Source organism: Finegoldia sp. BIOML-A2 (assembly GCF_009678315.1).
Lineage (GTDB): Bacteria > Bacillota > Clostridia > Tissierellales > Peptoniphilaceae > Finegoldia > Finegoldia magna.
On record NZ_WKZE01000003.1, the window covers coordinates 18,972 to 35,038 of the forward strand.

21 protein-coding genes are annotated in these 16,067 nt (G+C 29.7%); 2 read left to right on the forward strand and 19 right to left on the reverse strand.

The window, feature by feature from the left end:
* Positions 1-40 precede the first annotated feature (40 nt).
* The 5 genes from dltC to dltD all read right to left on the reverse strand — a co-directional run bounded on the left by dltC (position 41) and on the right by dltD (position 4,252).
* On the reverse strand, positions 41-271 hold the full coding sequence (dltC, locus tag GKF99_RS04115; protein WP_002840398.1) for a D-alanine--poly(phosphoribitol) ligase subunit DltC: 231 nt from the start codon (positions 269-271) through the stop codon (positions 41-43).
* A 23-nt stretch (positions 272-294) separates the two neighbouring features.
* A complete protein-coding gene (gene dltB, locus GKF99_RS04120) occupies positions 295-1,437 on the reverse strand; it encodes a D-alanyl-lipoteichoic acid biosynthesis protein DltB (protein WP_154272719.1) in 1,143 nt (380 codons plus the stop codon).
* Complete coding sequence (dltA, locus tag GKF99_RS04125; protein WP_154272720.1) at positions 1,437-2,744, reverse strand: D-alanine--poly(phosphoribitol) ligase subunit DltA; 1,308 nt, start codon at positions 2,742-2,744, stop codon at positions 1,437-1,439. The genes dltB and dltA overlap by 1 nt, the downstream gene beginning before the upstream one ends.
* 2 nt (positions 2,745-2,746) lie before the next feature.
* A complete protein-coding gene (locus GKF99_RS04130) occupies positions 2,747-2,929 on the reverse strand; it encodes a hypothetical protein (protein WP_154272721.1) in 183 nt (60 codons plus the stop codon).
* A gap of 135 nt (positions 2,930-3,064) precedes the next feature.
* Positions 3,065-4,252, reverse strand: a complete 1,188-nt coding sequence (gene dltD / locus GKF99_RS04135; RefSeq protein ID WP_172976419.1) for a D-alanyl-lipoteichoic acid biosynthesis protein DltD — start codon at positions 4,250-4,252, stop codon at positions 3,065-3,067.
* A 206-nt stretch (positions 4,253-4,458) separates the two neighbouring features.
* Here dltD and GKF99_RS04140 point away from each other — a divergent pair, with 206 nt between their 5' ends.
* Positions 4,459-4,701 carry a cell division protein FtsW gene (locus GKF99_RS04140; RefSeq protein WP_154272723.1) on the forward strand — a complete coding sequence of 81 codons (243 nt, stop codon included), beginning with the start codon at positions 4,459-4,461 and terminating at the stop codon, positions 4,699-4,701.
* Between the two features lie 50 nt (positions 4,702-4,751).
* On the opposite strand, the gene GKF99_RS04145 is transcribed toward GKF99_RS04140, so the two are convergent.
* The 6 genes from GKF99_RS04145 to GKF99_RS04170 all read right to left on the reverse strand — a co-directional run bounded on the left by GKF99_RS04145 (position 4,752) and on the right by GKF99_RS04170 (position 9,477).
* Positions 4,752-5,258, reverse strand: coding sequence for a DUF6568 family protein (locus tag GKF99_RS04145; RefSeq protein WP_154272724.1), 507 nt, complete (start codon positions 5,256-5,258; stop codon positions 4,752-4,754).
* A gap of 72 nt (positions 5,259-5,330) precedes the next feature.
* Positions 5,331-5,804, reverse strand: coding sequence for a thiol reductase thioredoxin (locus GKF99_RS04150; RefSeq protein ID WP_154275593.1), 474 nt, complete (start codon positions 5,802-5,804; stop codon positions 5,331-5,333).
* Entirely contained in the window at positions 5,801-6,115 is a 315-nt protein-coding gene (locus GKF99_RS04155; protein ID WP_154272726.1) for a hypothetical protein, read from the reverse strand. The genes GKF99_RS04150 and GKF99_RS04155 overlap by 4 nt, the downstream gene beginning before the upstream one ends.
* A gap of 12 nt (positions 6,116-6,127) precedes the next feature.
* Positions 6,128-6,691, reverse strand: a complete 564-nt coding sequence (locus GKF99_RS04160) for a DUF2599 domain-containing protein (RefSeq protein WP_154272727.1) — start codon at positions 6,689-6,691, stop codon at positions 6,128-6,130.
* Between the two features lie 169 nt (positions 6,692-6,860).
* Positions 6,861-7,808: a ketopantoate reductase family protein gene (locus tag GKF99_RS04165; protein WP_154272728.1), complete on the reverse strand. Its 948-nt coding sequence runs from the start codon at positions 7,806-7,808 to the stop codon at positions 6,861-6,863.
* Positions 7,809-7,827: 19 nt separating this feature from the next.
* Positions 7,828-9,477 (reverse strand): putative manganese-dependent inorganic diphosphatase, encoded by a 1,650-nt coding sequence (locus GKF99_RS04170; protein WP_154254711.1) that lies wholly within the window; start codon positions 9,475-9,477, stop codon positions 7,828-7,830.
* 164 nt (positions 9,478-9,641) lie between these two features.
* On the opposite strand from GKF99_RS04170, the gene GKF99_RS04175 reads away from it, so the two are divergent.
* Positions 9,642-10,163 (forward strand): isochorismatase family cysteine hydrolase, encoded by a 522-nt coding sequence (locus GKF99_RS04175; protein ID WP_154272729.1) that lies wholly within the window; start codon positions 9,642-9,644, stop codon positions 10,161-10,163.
* Between the two features lie 31 nt (positions 10,164-10,194).
* Here the strand turns inward: GKF99_RS04175 and GKF99_RS04180 are convergent, their stop codons facing one another.
* From GKF99_RS04180 to GKF99_RS04215, 8 genes are all read right to left on the reverse strand, one after another.
* Positions 10,195-10,764, reverse strand: a complete 570-nt coding sequence (locus GKF99_RS04180; RefSeq protein WP_154272730.1) for an SHOCT domain-containing protein — start codon at positions 10,762-10,764, stop codon at positions 10,195-10,197.
* A 129-nt stretch (positions 10,765-10,893) separates the two neighbouring features.
* Positions 10,894-11,250 carry a hypothetical protein gene (locus GKF99_RS04185; protein ID WP_154272731.1) on the reverse strand — a complete coding sequence of 119 codons (357 nt, stop codon included), beginning with the start codon at positions 11,248-11,250 and terminating at the stop codon, positions 10,894-10,896.
* Between the two features lie 169 nt (positions 11,251-11,419).
* Positions 11,420-11,842 (reverse strand): hypothetical protein, encoded by a 423-nt coding sequence (locus tag GKF99_RS04190; protein ID WP_154271719.1) that lies wholly within the window; start codon positions 11,840-11,842, stop codon positions 11,420-11,422.
* Between the two features lie 81 nt (positions 11,843-11,923).
* A complete protein-coding gene (locus tag GKF99_RS04195) occupies positions 11,924-12,175 on the reverse strand; it encodes a Txe/YoeB family addiction module toxin (protein WP_094209214.1) in 252 nt (83 codons plus the stop codon).
* Positions 12,168-12,431 carry a type II toxin-antitoxin system RelB/DinJ family antitoxin gene (locus tag GKF99_RS04200; RefSeq protein ID WP_154272732.1) on the reverse strand — a complete coding sequence of 88 codons (264 nt, stop codon included), beginning with the start codon at positions 12,429-12,431 and terminating at the stop codon, positions 12,168-12,170. The genes GKF99_RS04195 and GKF99_RS04200 overlap by 8 nt, the downstream gene beginning before the upstream one ends.
* Before the next feature lie 136 nt (positions 12,432-12,567).
* Positions 12,568-13,770 carry an MFS transporter gene (locus GKF99_RS04205; protein WP_154272733.1) on the reverse strand — a complete coding sequence of 401 codons (1,203 nt, stop codon included), beginning with the start codon at positions 13,768-13,770 and terminating at the stop codon, positions 12,568-12,570.
* Positions 13,767-14,816, reverse strand: coding sequence for a radical SAM protein (locus GKF99_RS04210; protein ID WP_154272734.1), 1,050 nt, complete (start codon positions 14,814-14,816; stop codon positions 13,767-13,769). Before GKF99_RS04210 ends, GKF99_RS04205 begins: the two co-directional genes overlap by 4 nt.
* The gene (locus GKF99_RS04215) at positions 14,803-16,035 is read right to left on the reverse strand and encodes a radical SAM protein (RefSeq protein WP_154272735.1); all 1,233 of its coding nucleotides are present in this window, start codon (positions 16,033-16,035) and stop codon (positions 14,803-14,805) included. Before GKF99_RS04215 ends, GKF99_RS04210 begins: the two co-directional genes overlap by 14 nt.
* Positions 16,036-16,067 lie beyond the last annotated feature (32 nt).

Below are 16,067 nucleotides of genomic sequence, written 5' to 3' on the forward strand. Positions count from 1 at the left end.
TAAATCTACAATCCATTTTTATTTTTTGAAATTAATTTAATTACATCTTACTTTTTATTATATTCATAATTTTATTTGGAGTATCAAATTCTTCTCTTGTATATTCTGAAGGTTCTATTTTTACTCCAAATTCATCTTCTATTGCTACAATAAGTTCAATAAAGTCTAATGAGTCAATCAGACCCTCTTCAACCATATTAATATCCAAGTCTTCTCTTACTACTTCATCTCCGCAAATATCTTCTAAAATATCTAAAAATTTTTCTTCCATATTCTCTCCTAAAACTCAAATAATTAAATAATTCTTCCTGAAAAAATTAAAAATCCTAACATTACTAAATTAAATGTTATTCCCCAACTTACAAACTTATACCATACATTTGATTTGTATTTCTTGTGAAATTTGGATTTTTTTTGGTAAACTTCCGTAACTGCTAAAAGCATTCCATGATACAATCCATAGATTATATAATTTAGGCTAAGCCCATGCCACAATCCCATTATAAGCATATTAATAACAAATGCAATAGACGCTCTTGTCAATTTATTTTTTATTCTTTTATTTCTTATCATTCTTCTGATAACTCTTGAAAAAACAAAATCTCTAAACCAATATGACAACGAAATATGCCACCTATCCCAGAATTCTTTGATATCCTTGCTTATAAAAGGTTTATTAAAGTTGTCTGGTAGTCTAACTCCGAAAATATTACCTGTTCCTATTGCCATTAATGAATATCCCGCAAAATCAAAGAAAAGATAAAACCCATATAAGTACATATAAGCTACAATAGTTTTGATTCCATTTCCTTGACTATAATTTTGCATGTATGGATAAATTAATTGAGAAACTACAAATTTATAGACTGCACCTATCAGGATTTTTTGCAACCCTGATGTTAATAACTCAATATATTCCGATTTGCTTTTTAATTTATTTACATCATCATCAAATCTCCTAGATCTATCAATTGGTCCAGAAATTAATGAGGGAAAAAACAAATTCAAATAAAAGAAGTTACTAGCAGAAACCTCTTTTATAAGACCATCTTTGATTTCCATGACATATTGTATACACTTAAATGTCATGTACGATATACCAATAAATCCAAATATAGAATAACCCACTAATGAAGAAAACTTGTATATTAATAATGGCAATATTGATAGTATCAAGAAAACAAAATAAACAGACTCAGATTGTTCTTTGATTCTCGTAAGTTTTAAAAATAAATTTACTATAATATACTCAAATATTAAAAAACTCACAATATACAAAAGCTGTTTTGGTTTATCATATAATGCTGCAATTACAAAAAATAGAGTTGCTAAAATTCCGTATCCTTTAATTTTTTTGCCCATTAAACCTAAGCAAATAGCAGGGATACTTGAAATGGCAAGCGCTACAAAAAATACCGAATTCTCAAAAAGTTCCATTAAACCATCTCCATTAGTTTTCTTCTATCTATTTTACCATTATTTGTAATCGGCATTTTTTCGATAAATTGAATTTTCTTAGGCACCATATAATCTGGTAAAAGTTCTTTGAGTTGATTACGCAAACTCTTCCTAGTTTCGTAGTCATTGTCTAGTTTGTTAGATACCACAAAAGCTATTAGATATTTAACAACATCTTGTTTGCTATAAGGTAAAACACAGACATTATCAACTCCGTCTAGTTTGAGCATGTTTTTTTCTATATCTCCTAACTCAATCCTGTACCCATGCATTTTTATCTGAAAATCTATTCTTCCATTGTAATACAACATTTCTGAATGAAGATATCCAGCATCTCCTGTTCGATAAAATCTCTTTCCGTCTTTTTGTCCAAAAACTTCATCTGTTTTGGATTTATCTTGGAAATATCCACTACTTACAGTATCTCCTAAAATTACTATTTCACCAATTTCATCATCATTTAATACTTTACCATCTTCATTCCATATTTCGATTTCAGTTCCTTCTTTTGCAATACCTATAGGTAAGTAATCTGAATTTTGAGCAATATCTTTTGTTATTTCAACACCTGTAACGGCTACAGTAGATTCAGTAGGCCCATAAGTATTGATTACAGATGCTTTTGGAAATCTGTTTTTTAAACTCAAAGCTGTTTTCGGACTAAGTTTTTCTCCACAGAACAAGAAAATTTCCATATTAGGGATTAGGTCTTCATTGAATTTACTATCAGCAAGACATAATTCGACAAATGATGGTGTAGATACCCAGATATCAACATTATAATCTTCTAATCTTTTCATAAGTAGTGTTGAATCTTTTTGTACTTCTTTATTTAATATGCAAAGCCTTCCTCCTGAAGCTAAAGAAGTATATAAATCCATAACTGAAAGATCAAAAGAAAAAGGAGCTTGATTCAAGAAACTTTTCTTCTTCTTAAAATTTTCTTCAGAACCTAAATTCATAGACCAATTTACAAAATTAGTTAAATTTTCTGAACTTATTTGAACGCCTTTTGGTTTGCCAGTACTTCCAGATGTAAAAATTATATAAAAAGTGTCATTTGGATTTACCCAATTATCCTCTGTTACTTCTACTGTATTGGTCTCTATATTAAAATCGTCATAAAACAAATCTTCACCAGAAAAAATATCAGTTTTAACCGTTGATAAGATGAAATCATTATCGACTAAATCTTTTATTTCCTGTACACGGTCATTCGCCATGGATATGTCCAACGGAACATACGCATGGCCGCTTTTAACACAAGCTAAGAAGCATACAATCATATTTACAGATTTATGACCATAAACTCTATAATAGGCTTTTTGTTTTCCATATTTTCTGAAATAAATCCTGCAAGTCTATCAGATTTATCCCATAATTCTTTATAAGTTATAGAGCTATCACCAGATAACAATGCTACTTGTTCTGGCAATTCATCAACTCTTTCTTTTATTAAATCTAAAATCATATATTCTCCTAAAACTGACTATAAATAAATTCAGGTGCTTGAATTTTAACACTATAAACTCTCATAGCAAATAACGCAAGCATTAAAATATAAAACACAAGCATCCATACTAAAAAGTATAAAAATGGATTACTATTAATTTTCTTTATAAAATTTGTAAACAGCTTCATCCAGATAAACCCATCCTTTCCATCCTAAATGCATTTTATCTTTTAAGAAATATTTTTCATATTCTTTATCTGAAAAATCAGCTACCTTTTGATCATATTTCTTTACTAAATTATTGATACTAGCATAACATTTTTCTCGTTCTTCTTTTGGAAAACCTGCATAATCATACCATGCACCATTAACAGGAACATTTACAACCATTGCATCGATTTTCAAATCTTTACAAAGTTTCAAAAATAATACTAACTCTTCAAATTCATCGATATTGTCAAGTTTTTTATTATTATCAGCGTTTTTAAATGCCTTAAAATCCTTCTTTATATATTTTTCAAAATATTTATTTTCTATTCCAAACTCATTATTGTTGGATTCTTTTGCCCCAGATGTTTGAGCAACATTTAATAATTCATCAAAATCAATATTTTCTACTTTTACTTTTTCACCATTTGGCGATTTTTTAATCTTATTTGCTTTGTAAAAATCAACTTCGCTTCTTAAGTTTAGTAAATATGATTCAAAGAATCCATTTACCTTGTCAAATAAGCTTTTGTTCATTAAAGATTTATATTCATTCTCAATGTACTTTCTACATCCACTTCCGTCTTTTGTTTTGTTTAATGATTGTTTTATAATTTCATCCTTTAATTCCGGTGAAATATTCTTATTTTCTAAAAAAGCTTTAAAAAGTGGTTGAGAAAACACACTTTCGAATGATGCTTTATCATCTGATGAAGATTGAAACCATTGTGGAGAAACTATGAGAACGACTTTATTATTTTTAATCAAATCGGAATATGCCCCAAGTTTAATTGTTTGGATTAAAGATTGCATATGACCTTTTCCCGATAAAATCATATTAAAATCCGACTTTCCGCTTTTCAAAAGATGTGTAGGATAAGCTATCTTGTCATAAGAAAAAAGCTCAGAAGATCCCAATACTAGAACACTATTTTTTTGAAGTTTTTGGTCCATCGCCAATAGGGAATCATTAACTTCATCTTGATTTATGTACATATACCCCATTGCAATCTCTGGATTTTTTATTTTTTTCTTTAAGTATGCGTTAAATCCAAAAACACTAACTAGTAACAATAAAAATGCTACTACGAAAGCTATTAATTTAATCTTATATTTTTTTGTTTTATTTTCCATTAAAATACCTTCCATTCTGATATGAATCATCAATAAATAAAGTATATCATTTGAAGCTCTCTTGTCAAGAAAAATAGACTTAAATTTATGATTTTATGCTGTTTTTTCGTACCAAAATATTTTAATATTATTATTAAAAATTGTAGTTGAAAAAATCACAAAAATCCGTATACTATATATTAATAATTTAACGTTTGGGGGGAATTATGAAAACCAAATTATATAGGTGTGAAGATTCTCATTTGTTGCAAATTCCAAGGTCGATTTTGGATGTTTTAAATTGGAAAGATGATGATATTTTGAATTTAAAAATTAAGGATAACAAACTAATAATCGAAAATTCATCTGATGATGAGATAAATATTGAAGATTTGTTTGAAGATTTTAATGGCAAATATTCAAAAGAAGAAATTGATTGGGGAGAAATGACAGGAAAAGAAGTATGGTAGTAACCGTACTGATAAATACAACAAGCCATAACTAACGTTATGGCTTTGACTTATTTCTTATCAAAAAACTTTTGTAGTTCTTCTGATGTAGTCCCCACTTTGTCGTCGATGTTCATTCTGTCGGTGATTTTTCCGTCTTTAACTCGAAACACTGCTGGGACTGTTTTGAGATCGTTGTCAGTTCTGAATTTCTTCAAATCTTCTGGAGATTTCTTGATTCCAGCGACGCTATCTATGTAGTAGATTTCATATTTGGATACGAATGGTTTGAATATTTTTGAAAATTTTTGGCAATCTGGGCATGTTTTTCTTCCGAGATACACTGTGATTTCCTTGCCATCACTCGCTTCATCAAGTTCAGCTACTTTGATTTCCTTGACGCCTTTGATGTTGTGTTCGTATTCTTCGATGGCTTTTTGTTTGTCTTCTTCTGTGGTTACGTTTTTGGATTCAACTCCTGTGGGTTTTTTTGCTTGTTGGTCTTGCTTTTGGTTGCAATTTGCAAATAATACCAACATAAGAGTTAAGCAAACGATTAATTTGAATTTGTTTTTCATATATTCCCTCCTGTTTTTTATTTTATAAAAAATGAAAGCAGAAGATTTATTAATCAATCTTCTACTTTCATTCTATTTCAAATATTCTAGTATATCTGAAGGTAATACAGAATCATTTATGTCCATTTTGCTTGTTACTTGATTGTCCTTACACTTAAATAAAGATGGTACAGTTTTCAAATTATTCTTTTCTCTAAATTTCTTTAAATCATTAGGAGAATCATTTAAATTTGTAATACTATCTATATAATATATAGTGTAGGATTTCGAAAATAATTTTAGCTTTTCTGTAAATAAAATACAATGTGGACATGTTTTTCTTCCCATATATACTATAATTTCTTCATTTCTACTAATTTTTGACAAATCAGATAATTCTATTTTTTTAAATTCTTTTATGTTTTCGTCATACTTTGAATAAGTTACTGAATCATCATATCCAATAACATAATTTTTATTATATGTTCTTCTACTAAAAATTAAGCTCACAAGAATAAGAGTAACAAAAATCACTGATATTATCAATAAATTATCTCTTTTTTTCATTTCTTATACTTAAGATATATACTTAAGATAATAGAAATCAAAGTGATAATCATTAATAAAAATGTTCCAATTAATAGTAAATTACTTAGAAATTCATTTCCTTCAAAGGTTCCATCTCGAAGTATAGTTATCGTAATGTTCATCATTATACTTGCATAAATCATAGCAACGCTAAGTACAATTAAATTTAATATTGATTTTTTATTATTATTTTTTGTCATAAAAATCAGATTTATTACGCTAGCTATTAAAAAAAAACCTATTGCACTAACGTAATTTCTAGTTAATTCATAAAATCTAAATTCGCTCATAAAAGTTTACCCCTAGTTACATGTGAAAGAGTTTATTGAAGTTTTCCATGGTTCTAAGTTCCATTCATCTTCATATGCCGCATATCCTAACCTAGCATGACAATAAAATTGTTTCTTCATCATACTAGTATTGCGCCAATAAGAGCTTCCATGAAACATTGCATATGTTGCATTCCATCCGTTATTTTTGTCATCTGCTGTCCAGTAACTCTTTTTATTTTTTAATGCTAATGAAATTCCATCACTTCTATTTTTCCAGTAACCAGTATAGAAGAATCTGTTAAACATAGCCTTATATTTATCTCCAATTGTATCACCATAAATACCAGCACTATGATGATAAGGAATCATAGTTTCCGGTTGTTTACTGTTATAGAGTATTTCATCTTCTAGCTGTTTATCTGCTATCTTTTCTAATCTTTTCATCTCTTTTGTATCACCTTTTTCTATAGCTTCTTCATAGGCTATCTTTAATTGATTAAAATTATCAAACTCACCATAGTTAGAAGCTGCAAAGCTAGGCTTTCCAAATAATGCAACCATTAAACAACATATTATTAAAAAACGTTTTTTCATAAAATCCCTCCATTTATCTGATTTGTTATATTTATTATATCATGTTTCTATATTTATTACAATTAATTATTATTTATCAATTATGTTGTTATATTATTATAAGTAAATTAAAAAAATATCAGAGATTATCTTTGATAGAAACTCTGATATTTTTTATTATACACACAACTTAAAACATATTGTCGTAGTTGTTCATTTGAACCATTGCTAGTCTGTATATTGTTTCGTTGACTGGAGCTTCTAGTCCAAGTTTTTTCGCTTGTCTTACGATGGCTCCGTTCAAGAATTCTGCTTCTGTTTTTCTGTGTTTTTGTGTATCTTGTGCTGCAGATGGTAGTATGTCTCCGTATTCTTCGACTGCATCTGTGACGTATTTTCTGAAAAGTTTGTCGCCGTCGAAGTTGTAGCCTAATTTGTCGGTAACGGCTATGAATTCGTCTGAGATTTTCTTCAAAATGGCTACGGAATTTTCGTCAGTTCTAGTGTATTTTGTGGACAAATGCATTACTGCGCAAGGTAGGTTGTAGATTGCGTTGATGTATAATTTTCTCCACATAATTCTGTCTACATCTGGGTTTAGTTCTGTTTTGATGTCGTTCATGCTGAATGTTTTTTCGATTTCGTGGAACAATTCATCGTCGTGGTTTTCATTGATAGCGCCAAATATTACGTTGGTTTTGTCGCTGTCGTATCCTGCACTGATAACTCCTGGTTCTTCGATAGATGCAGAGATGAACATAATTCCTTGTGCGATGTTTTCTTCTTTGATGTACTTTTTCAAAATATCGACATTGCCGATGCCATTTTGAAGTGTCATTACGACTGTTTTGTCGCCTACGATGTTCATATTTTCAGTCAAAATCTTTTCTGTGTCGTATCCTTTTACAAGAATTACAACGACATCTTGAACTTCCAAATTTTCTGAAGATGTGTTTGCAGATGTTACTTTTACTGTGCTTTCGCCGCCAGTTCTGTCGATAATTCTGATTCCATCTTTTCTAATTTTTTCCATGTGAGCTTCGTATGGATCTACTAAATTGACTTCGTTACCAGGAGATTCGATTGCTTTTGCAAGCATACAACCCATTGCTCCTGCCCCTAAAATTGTAATTTTCAATTTATCTCTCCCTTTCAAATTAATTCTCTTGGATATATTTTAACACAGCTTGGTTAAGTTTTGGGATCATTTGTTTTTTTCTTGAAAGAAGTCCCTTAGCCAAGAATGAATTGTTGTCGATTTTAGTATCGAAGGCCCCTGCTAATTGTTCTTGGAACATTCCAGAAACCAAAACTTCGCTTTCTTCTCTGAAGATATCTGTAAGAATTAGTACAAATGTAGCTTCTTTCTTGTCGTTTCTGATTTTGTTCATTTCTTCAAGTAAACTGTCTTTGATTTTGCCAAGATTATCCAAATCCATTGAGAAGATTTGTGCGACTCTACAAGTGTATGATTCGATGTTGAATGTCTTCACATCAGTGTTTAACAAATCTGCTGGTGATTTTCCTTCTAAAGATGTTCCAGCTTTGAACATTTCCATCGCAAATTCTTCTGGGTTGATGTTGGCGATTTTTGCCATTCTATCCAAAATCATTCTATCTGTTTCAGTTGCAGTTGGTGATCTGAACAATAACGTGTCGGAAATTATCGCTGAACACAACAATCCCGCAGTTTGTCTTGTAGGAACAATTCCTTTTTCCAAGAACATCTTGGAAAGAATTGTACAAGTTGATCCAACAGGTTCATTTCTGAAATAAACTGGGTTTTGTGTAGCTACATTTGCAACTCTGTGGTGGTCGATGATTTCTGTGATGTCGCAGCATTCCATATCATCAACTGATTGGTTTCTTTCGTTGTGATCCACCAAGATTAGCTTCTTCTTTTCTTCATTGATAACGTGATATCTGGAAATATTTCCCACGACTTTGTTTTGATTGTCAACTACTGGATATGATCTGTATCTTGTCTTGGACATTGTGTTTTTAACATCTTCAACAGTGTCAGTCAATGTGAAGTTAACCACATCATCTCTTGTCATAACGTAGTTTACAGGCACAGATTGCGGTAGAAGACGTGCTGCCATGTATGTTTGAAATTCCGTAGAAATTACTATTATGTCCTTTTGTTTTGCTTTTTCTATCAATTCATCTGATAATTTGTTGCCACCAGTAAGTATAATCATGGACACATTTTTTTCTATCGCATCTATTTGTGAGTCTTCTCTGTTACCTAAAATCACGATGTCATCTTCTTCCAAATATTTTGCCATTTGTTTTGGGTCCATCGCTCCTACGACCATTTTCCCGGATAACGCTCTGTCTTCTGCAGGAATATTCAAAACATTCGCACTCAAAACATCGATGATGTTTTCCACAGGAGTTTCTGAATGGTGAAGGATTTGATCGTCCCACACTTCCATGTAACATTTTGTGATGTCGGAAATTGACACAACCCCAAGAAGTCTTTCTTCGATGTCGATTACTGGCAAACTAGCGACCTTTTTTTCTTGCATAATATTAGTCGCTTTGTAAAGGCTCGCGTTTTGTGACACGCATGTTGCCACATCAATGCTCAAATCTTTGACTTGTGGCTTCATTGAGTCCTTGAATGTCGGTGCATCCACTCCAAAATAATCCAACACGAATTGAGTTTCCCTGTTGACATCGCCAAGTCTTATCGCTTCGACGTTCTCTTCTCCAGTTCTTTTCTTCAATTCTTGATAAGATAACGCCGCACAGATAGAATCTGTATCAGGGTTTTTGTGACCAGTTATATATATTTTATCCATATTTTCTCCTTCATAAAAATCAACCAAACATTATTTTTCTGCCGATTGGCTGTTTAATTTTATTTTCCTAACCTTTATGATTATATACCAATCTTTTGATAATTTAAACACTTATTGTAAAAAATTTTGTATTTGAGATATAATGATTTAAAGGAGTGACATAAATGGATAAACTTTTAATCGTAGTAGATTTTCAAAATGATTTCGTAGATGGAGCTTTGGGATTCGACGATGCAAACAAACTTGAAGATGGAATCTGTGACAGAATCAAAAAAGCAAGAGAAGACAATGAACAAATCATCTTCACATTCGATACTCACGAAGAAAATTATTTGAACACACAAGAAGGCAAATTTCTTCCAGTAGAACACTGTATCAAAGGAAGTAACGGACACAAATTGTACGGAAAAGTTGCAGAATTAGTAGAAAAAGACGACATATTAATCGAAAAACCAACATTTGGTAGCATTGAACTTTGTGATTACTTAAAAGAACACCAATTCTCAGAAATAGAATTGTGCGGACTCGTATCCAACATTTGCGTACTTTCAAACGCAATACTCGCCAAAACATTCAACCCAGAAGCAACTGTAATAGTCGACAAAAACTTGACTGATAGCTTCGATGAAAAACTAAACAAAGAAACATTCGACATACTCAAAGGAGTACAAGTCGTAGTAAAGTAAAATAGCAGCCGTGAGCTGCTATTTTTGTTTGTTATTCTAATAACTCATTTTTCTTTTGTTCGAATTCTTCTTTTGTTATAATATCCATATCTAATAATTCTTTAAATTTTTTTATTTCTTCAAATTTGTCTTCAGAAGTATGTATAGTTTCATAATTACCACTATTGTTCTTACTTATTAACTCTCTTATTCTTTTTACAACTTCTGATGCAAGACTTATATCGCCGAAAGATACCATATTTTCCATCCTTGAAGGATTCTTATCTTTATCAGATGACCAATATGATAAGTCTTTTTGATTCTGCATTCCAATACCTACTATTTCAATATATCCTGTTCCACCAAAATTTTTATGTAATTGAACAGAAGAAATATTGGCATGATCTAACTGAAATAAGGAATATCCAAAAGTTCGTCCAGTCATAAATCCTTTTTTATAAATATATATACTCCTATCTGTTACAAAAATGTACTCTTTAAATGCTCCTTTAATTGCTAAAAATACAGTTTCATCAGATTGAAAATTCTCTTGTGCTATAGAAAATAAAACATTTTGAATTTTTGGATCAGCCATTATATATATATTTTCACTAAAAACCATGATTTTCCTCCTTAATTATGCTATTCTTTTATATTATTATATCATTTTATATCATTCTGTTGTATTTATTTTTATCAAAGATAAGTCGTAGTAAAGTAAAATAGCAGCCGTAGCTGCTATTTTTGTTTGTTATTTTATATTGTCATCTGAATAACCGATTGATATGTTTTCATTGAGGACGTATTCTTTGGCTGCTTTGTAGTCTTGGTTTTTGTTGAATTCCAACAGCTTATCTTCGTGTTTTTTGGTTACGTCTTTGCCATCTTGAGTCAATACCAAATGTTCTTCGTCCTTGGCAAACTTTTCTAATGTAGCTTTAATTAAGGTATCGTCTTCTTTTTCGGGATTTTCCTTAACGTATCTTTCAATTATTCTATGAGTGTCAGCATCGTCAGCCTTTGTCATGTTAGTTAGAAAATACGCATTGCACACAAGTGATATTGCAAAAAGTATTGCCACAATTGTAAATTTTTTATCATTTTTCATGATACTCCTCCTTTTCGTGAAAACCTTTTTATAAACTGTTACGATAGCTTTATCGTTAACTTAATTATATATTTTTTTTTTTTTGAAAAATCAACAATAAAACCAAACTTTGACATTTTGTAACTATCAATCATAACCCGATGAGCATCGTTATCATACATTTCTTCTTTTACAATTTATTGTATTCTTTTGTTAAGCTATCTCTCAACATTTCAATATTTTCCAAATATTCATACGTTGAATCATACACTTGGTTGATTTCTTTTCTAATTCTCCAATCTGTAAATGGGTTGTCGAACACAATGTCTAGCATAAAATCTCTCATTGAATACAAATCCCCGAAGTCTTCCAACTCCATGTGAATATCCGACAATTCTTTTTGCAATCTAAGTGAAAGATTTTCGATTAAGTGAAGTTTGCTTTGCGCTTTTTCCATTTTGCTTCTCTTGAAAAAACCAATCATACCATCGCCAAATATAAAATCTGCCATCGCCCAGTTTTTCGCCGATTTCAAATCGTTAAGTACATCTTCAAGTTTTATCACCAAATCATCGCACACATCAATAGCTTCTTTTATTTCTTCTTTTTGCATAGTCTACTCTCCTTCTTATACAATATTTACCACAAATATCGTCAATTTATTCACTATTTGACATTTTGTAATAATTGGAGGTTATTTGTCACGATAATGCGACCCACATTGAACTATTTTTACCACATCATTCTCAATTCTATTACAATCATCGATTCTTCTACTCCAGTATTTTGATAAATCTCCAGTTAATGGTTCAGGTTTTCCGATTCCATCATATCCATTGCGGTCAATATCTTTTAGAAGTTTCAGTATTCTTTTCAAAGTTTTCTTGTCTTGCTTCATCCAGTATTCAAAATCTTCCCATGCTGCGTCACTCCATGCCTTAATCATCCAAATTTACCTCATGAATAGTCCCGACTGTTTTTTCCATTTGTTCTATAGATTTTTTTAATCTTTCAATGTTTTCAGCGCTGTAAAATGGATCTTTTTCTGTAGATATTTCAAAAGGAATTTTTCTTTGTCTGACAACTGTTCTTGCGAAGATATTAAAAGCTGTGGACATACTCATTCCAACTTCTGAACAAAATGAATCAAATTGTTTTTTTAGATTTTCATCCATTCTTATATTAATATTTGTTTGTGCCATAATACCATCTCCTTCAACATTATTTTATCATAAATAACATACAAATAACATACATTTTAAATATTTTCGTTCAAAAAAATCCACCAGATTTTACAACCTAGTGGACTGTTTTAAACCATTAATTTTTATTTTCAATTTAATTTGAATTTGTTTTTATTCTATATAGAACTATTAACGAAATGATGAACATACTTACGCCGATAAATGACGTGATAGAACTTAATTGAAACTTTTCAGTCACTATTCCTGCACTAAGCAAACCCAAAGGCACAGCTATATTTGAAACCAACATAATAGTAGACATGCTTCGTCCTAAAACTTCCAGTGAAACAACTCTTTGAATATATGTCTGAAGATTAATTCCAATGACACCCATGCTAAAGCCTAGAAGTATAATACATATCAAGTTATATACATAATTTGAAAATTTTGCAAACATAAACATAGTTATAGCTTCTCCGAAAAACCCTAAGACTATAATCTTTTTTTCATCTACTTCCTTCTTAAAATTACTTAAAAACAAAGAAGAAAGTAGTGTTCCTAGTGCGATTGCCGATGTTAGCATACCAAATAATATACCTTGACTAATATTTTGATTTAATATATATTTTGATATATATATTGTTGTAGGTGATATAAAAAAATTAATTATTCCTCCTCCAAAAATACAAAAAGTTCTTAAATTTGAATCTCTAAATATTTCTTTAAATCCTTGTAAATAATCAGACTTTTGTTTAGATAATCCTTCCACTCCCAAACTTTCGTTTTTTTTGTTAATAAAAGTATACTTTATCATCTTCATAAAAATGCAAGCAACAAAAAAAGAAACTCCATTAAACAAAAATAAATATTTAGCACCCATTAGTGCGTATAATAACCCTGCTAATCCAGGTCCAACTATAGATACCATACTTTCAGTACCATTCATGAATGAATTAGCTCTTAGAAGATTATCTTCATTAATCAATTCAGGCAAGAAAGACATTTCAGAAGTTTGAGTGATAATATCCAAGCTACTCATTATAAAAGTAATTATGAGTATATATGGTATCGCTAAGTTTTCTATTACACTAATCATCAATAATATACAAAAGATCCCATTTAGTATATCTGCTTTAATTATAATATTCTTTTTGTTTTTGCTATCTGCTAATACTCCAGCATATGTACCAAAAATTATCTTAGGCAAAAAATTCAAAACTAAACTCAATGATGCCCAAATTGTGCTATTTGTTCTGTTTAATACATACCACATTATCGCAAAATCTTGAAACACATCTCCTGCACTTGATATTATATTTGCTATAAATAGATTTTTAAAATTTTTATCCTTTATCATATTTCTCTCCAGCACTGACTATCTCTCATGTTAACTGCATTACATGTCGCACAACAACCTCTACATATTAAAAACAACTTGCATGATTTACACCCTTCGTAATATTCTCTTTTTAATACCCCACTATCTTCTTGATTAATAAGAATATCATGCAAGCTATCTCTGTAAATATTCCCCAATAAAATATTTCTGACTTTTGCACATTTATATACATTAGCATCGTAATTAATAACAAAGCAGTATGGATTCAGCATGCTACAACCAGAAATCGTATGAATATCATTTATTATCCCCATTTCGTAGAATAAAAGATTCCACAAGTGATCTCTAAATAATAATCTCATTTTACTACCTGTTTTTAATAATTGTATGTAATAACTTAAAATATTTGATAGTAGGTTTTTATATTCTGTTGGCGATATATAAAATTCACTACTTTGATCTAATGGAGCAAGTCTAGCAAAATCAAAATATTCAACACCCTTTTCACTCATTAATTTCATAGAATTAAATATATCTACATAATTTTTTTTACTGAGTGTATATTTAATTAAGACTGGAATATTTTCCTGATGTAATGTATCTATTGCATTTAGTGTTGTCTTGAAACTTCCGTTACTTCTTATTGAGTCATGTATATTTTCCAATCCATCTAGGCTTAAATGGTATTTAGCAATATTTAATTTTTTTAGATTTTTTACTAGATTACCGTTAATTAATGTTGGATTTCCTTTAATCGAAACATTTATACCTTTCGCTGAATATTCACTAATAATTGACTCAAATTTAGGATAAAGTAATGGGTCCCCGCCTGTAAACGAAATATATAGTTTCCTATTATTTTTTTGTGATATTTTCACAAATTGATTAATAAAATTTGAAATTTCTGTATATTTAATATCTAGGTTTCTATATTTATCCTTTAAGTAACAATGCTCGCATGATTCTTCACATCTAGATGTTAAATGAACTTGCAAGTACGATATTGTTTTAAATGCTTCTGATTGGTTAATAAACTGATTTTTTATTTCGTCAATTAATTTCATATATTAATACCCCTTTGTAAAACAAATAGAATAATAAACATACCATACTATCATTAATATGTTTGTTTTGATTTATCCTATGTATAAGTTCTAATATACTAATTTTAAAATGAGCAATTAATCCATCTTCATTATCAAAAATTTTATATGTACCATTTACTTTCTCTTCTTTTATACCTTCATTCAATTTTATTGTGCCGTGTTTCAATTTTATATTGAAATTATTTTGCCAACTGCTAAGTAGCTCATAACAATCATTTATATCTTCATATGATGAATCTTCTAATGGACACTTTTTGCACCTATTAGAGAAGATACAAGATGAACAGTAGCAATTCTTGTAATTTTTTATTGGTTTACTTTCTAATAATTTAAGTCTATATTTATCTAAACTCTCACTTAAAATTTCCATATTTTTCTCTTTAAATAATTTATCTAGTTTCTCCCAATCAGTACACAAAAATGACTTCCCATCATTTCTAATATAGAGTATGTCTCTGTTTTCATATATAGGACAAATAGAAACGTATTTATTCATATTGATATTATATTTATTGTTTAAATAGTCTATTATTAATGGGGTAGTATTTATTTGAATATTAATGTGTTCATATTTTAATGATTCTTCGGAAATTTTGTAAATACTTTCTATCCATTGCTTATTACTTAATGAATAATCTTTATCATTTCCGCTTACTCTATTAAACGTAACTGACGTTAACTTAAGTTTATTGTAGGTACTGAATAGCGACCTAATCTCATTATAATTATAATTTGATATAACTGTATTCACTATTATTTTTGTTCCATAACAATAAGTGTTCAACTTCTTAATATTTTCATAATATTTATCTGTATTTCTTATGTTTCTTAGTAAACGATTAGAAGTAGAATCAAAACCATCAATACTTACAATTACGTAGTTAACATTATTTCCTTTTAATAATTCTAATAACTTGTCATTAATATTTGTTGCATTAGTTACCAAAGAAATCTCGTTTCTGTTTTGATTCAACTTAGTTAATATGTAATCAAAATTGTTAGCAAGAGTGGGCTCTCCACCTAAAAGATGTACATGTGAATTAGGTTTTATATTTTCTATTATTTTATTAATACTATCGATAGAGTCTGACGCATTTTTAAAATGCTTTATTTTAATGTTATAACAATATTTACAGTTTAAATTGCATTTATTTGTTAAATCCCAGAAATAAATCATTTTCACACCTCAAAAAGTCAGTGGAAAGTTTT

What these genes read in the sequence shown, in the direction of transcription:
- GKF99_RS04170 (WP_154254711.1), bottom strand. Translation starts at nt 9,477, where the DNA reads ATGGATAAAATATATATAACTGGTCACAAAAACCCTGATACAGATTCT.
- dltD (WP_172976419.1), bottom strand. Translation starts at nt 4,252, where the DNA reads ATGGAAAATAAAACAAAAAAATATAAGATTAAATTAATAGCTTTCGTA.
- GKF99_RS04160 (WP_154272727.1), bottom strand. Translation starts at nt 6,691, where the DNA reads ATGAAAAAACGTTTTTTAATAATATGTTGTTTAATGGTTGCATTATTT.
- GKF99_RS04130 (WP_154272721.1), bottom strand. Translation starts at nt 2,929, where the DNA reads ATGATTTTAGATTTAATAAAAGAAAGAGTTGATGAATTGCCAGAACAA.
- GKF99_RS04140 (WP_154272723.1), top strand. Translation starts at nt 4,459, where the DNA reads ATGAAAACCAAATTATATAGGTGTGAAGATTCTCATTTGTTGCAAATT.
- GKF99_RS04215 (WP_154272735.1), bottom strand. Translation starts at nt 16,035, where the DNA reads ATGATTTATTTCTGGGATTTAACAAATAAATGCAATTTAAACTGTAAA.
- GKF99_RS04180 (WP_154272730.1), bottom strand. Translation starts at nt 10,764, where the DNA reads ATGGTTTTTAGTGAAAATATATATATAATGGCTGATCCAAAAATTCAA.
- GKF99_RS04190 (WP_154271719.1), bottom strand. Translation starts at nt 11,842, where the DNA reads ATGCAAAAAGAAGAAATAAAAGAAGCTATTGATGTGTGCGATGATTTG.
- dltB (WP_154272719.1), bottom strand. Translation starts at nt 1,437, where the DNA reads ATGGAACTTTTTGAGAATTCGGTATTTTTTGTAGCGCTTGCCATTTCA.
- GKF99_RS04145 (WP_154272724.1), bottom strand. Translation starts at nt 5,258, where the DNA reads ATGAAAAACAAATTCAAATTAATCGTTTGCTTAACTCTTATGTTGGTA.
- GKF99_RS04150 (WP_154275593.1), bottom strand. Translation starts at nt 5,804, where the DNA reads ATGAAAAAAAGAGATAATTTATTGATAATATCAGTGATTTTTGTTACT.
- GKF99_RS04155 (WP_154272726.1), bottom strand. Translation starts at nt 6,115, where the DNA reads ATGAGCGAATTTAGATTTTATGAATTAACTAGAAATTACGTTAGTGCA.
- GKF99_RS04175 (WP_154272729.1), top strand. Translation starts at nt 9,642, where the DNA reads ATGGATAAACTTTTAATCGTAGTAGATTTTCAAAATGATTTCGTAGAT.
- GKF99_RS04200 (WP_154272732.1), bottom strand. Translation starts at nt 12,431, where the DNA reads ATGGCACAAACAAATATTAATATAAGAATGGATGAAAATCTAAAAAAA.
- GKF99_RS04195 (WP_094209214.1), bottom strand. Translation starts at nt 12,175, where the DNA reads ATGATTAAGGCATGGAGTGACGCAGCATGGGAAGATTTTGAATACTGG.
- dltA (WP_154272720.1), bottom strand. Translation starts at nt 2,744, where the DNA reads ATGATTGTATGCTTCTTAGCTTGTGTTAAAAGCGGCCATGCGTATGTT.
- GKF99_RS04205 (WP_154272733.1), bottom strand. Translation starts at nt 13,770, where the DNA reads ATGATAAAGGATAAAAATTTTAAAAATCTATTTATAGCAAATATAATA.
- GKF99_RS04210 (WP_154272734.1), bottom strand. Translation starts at nt 14,816, where the DNA reads ATGAAATTAATTGACGAAATAAAAAATCAGTTTATTAACCAATCAGAA.
- GKF99_RS04185 (WP_154272731.1), bottom strand. Translation starts at nt 11,250, where the DNA reads ATGAAAAATGATAAAAAATTTACAATTGTGGCAATACTTTTTGCAATA.
- dltC (WP_002840398.1), bottom strand. Translation starts at nt 271, where the DNA reads ATGGAAGAAAAATTTTTAGATATTTTAGAAGATATTTGCGGAGATGAA.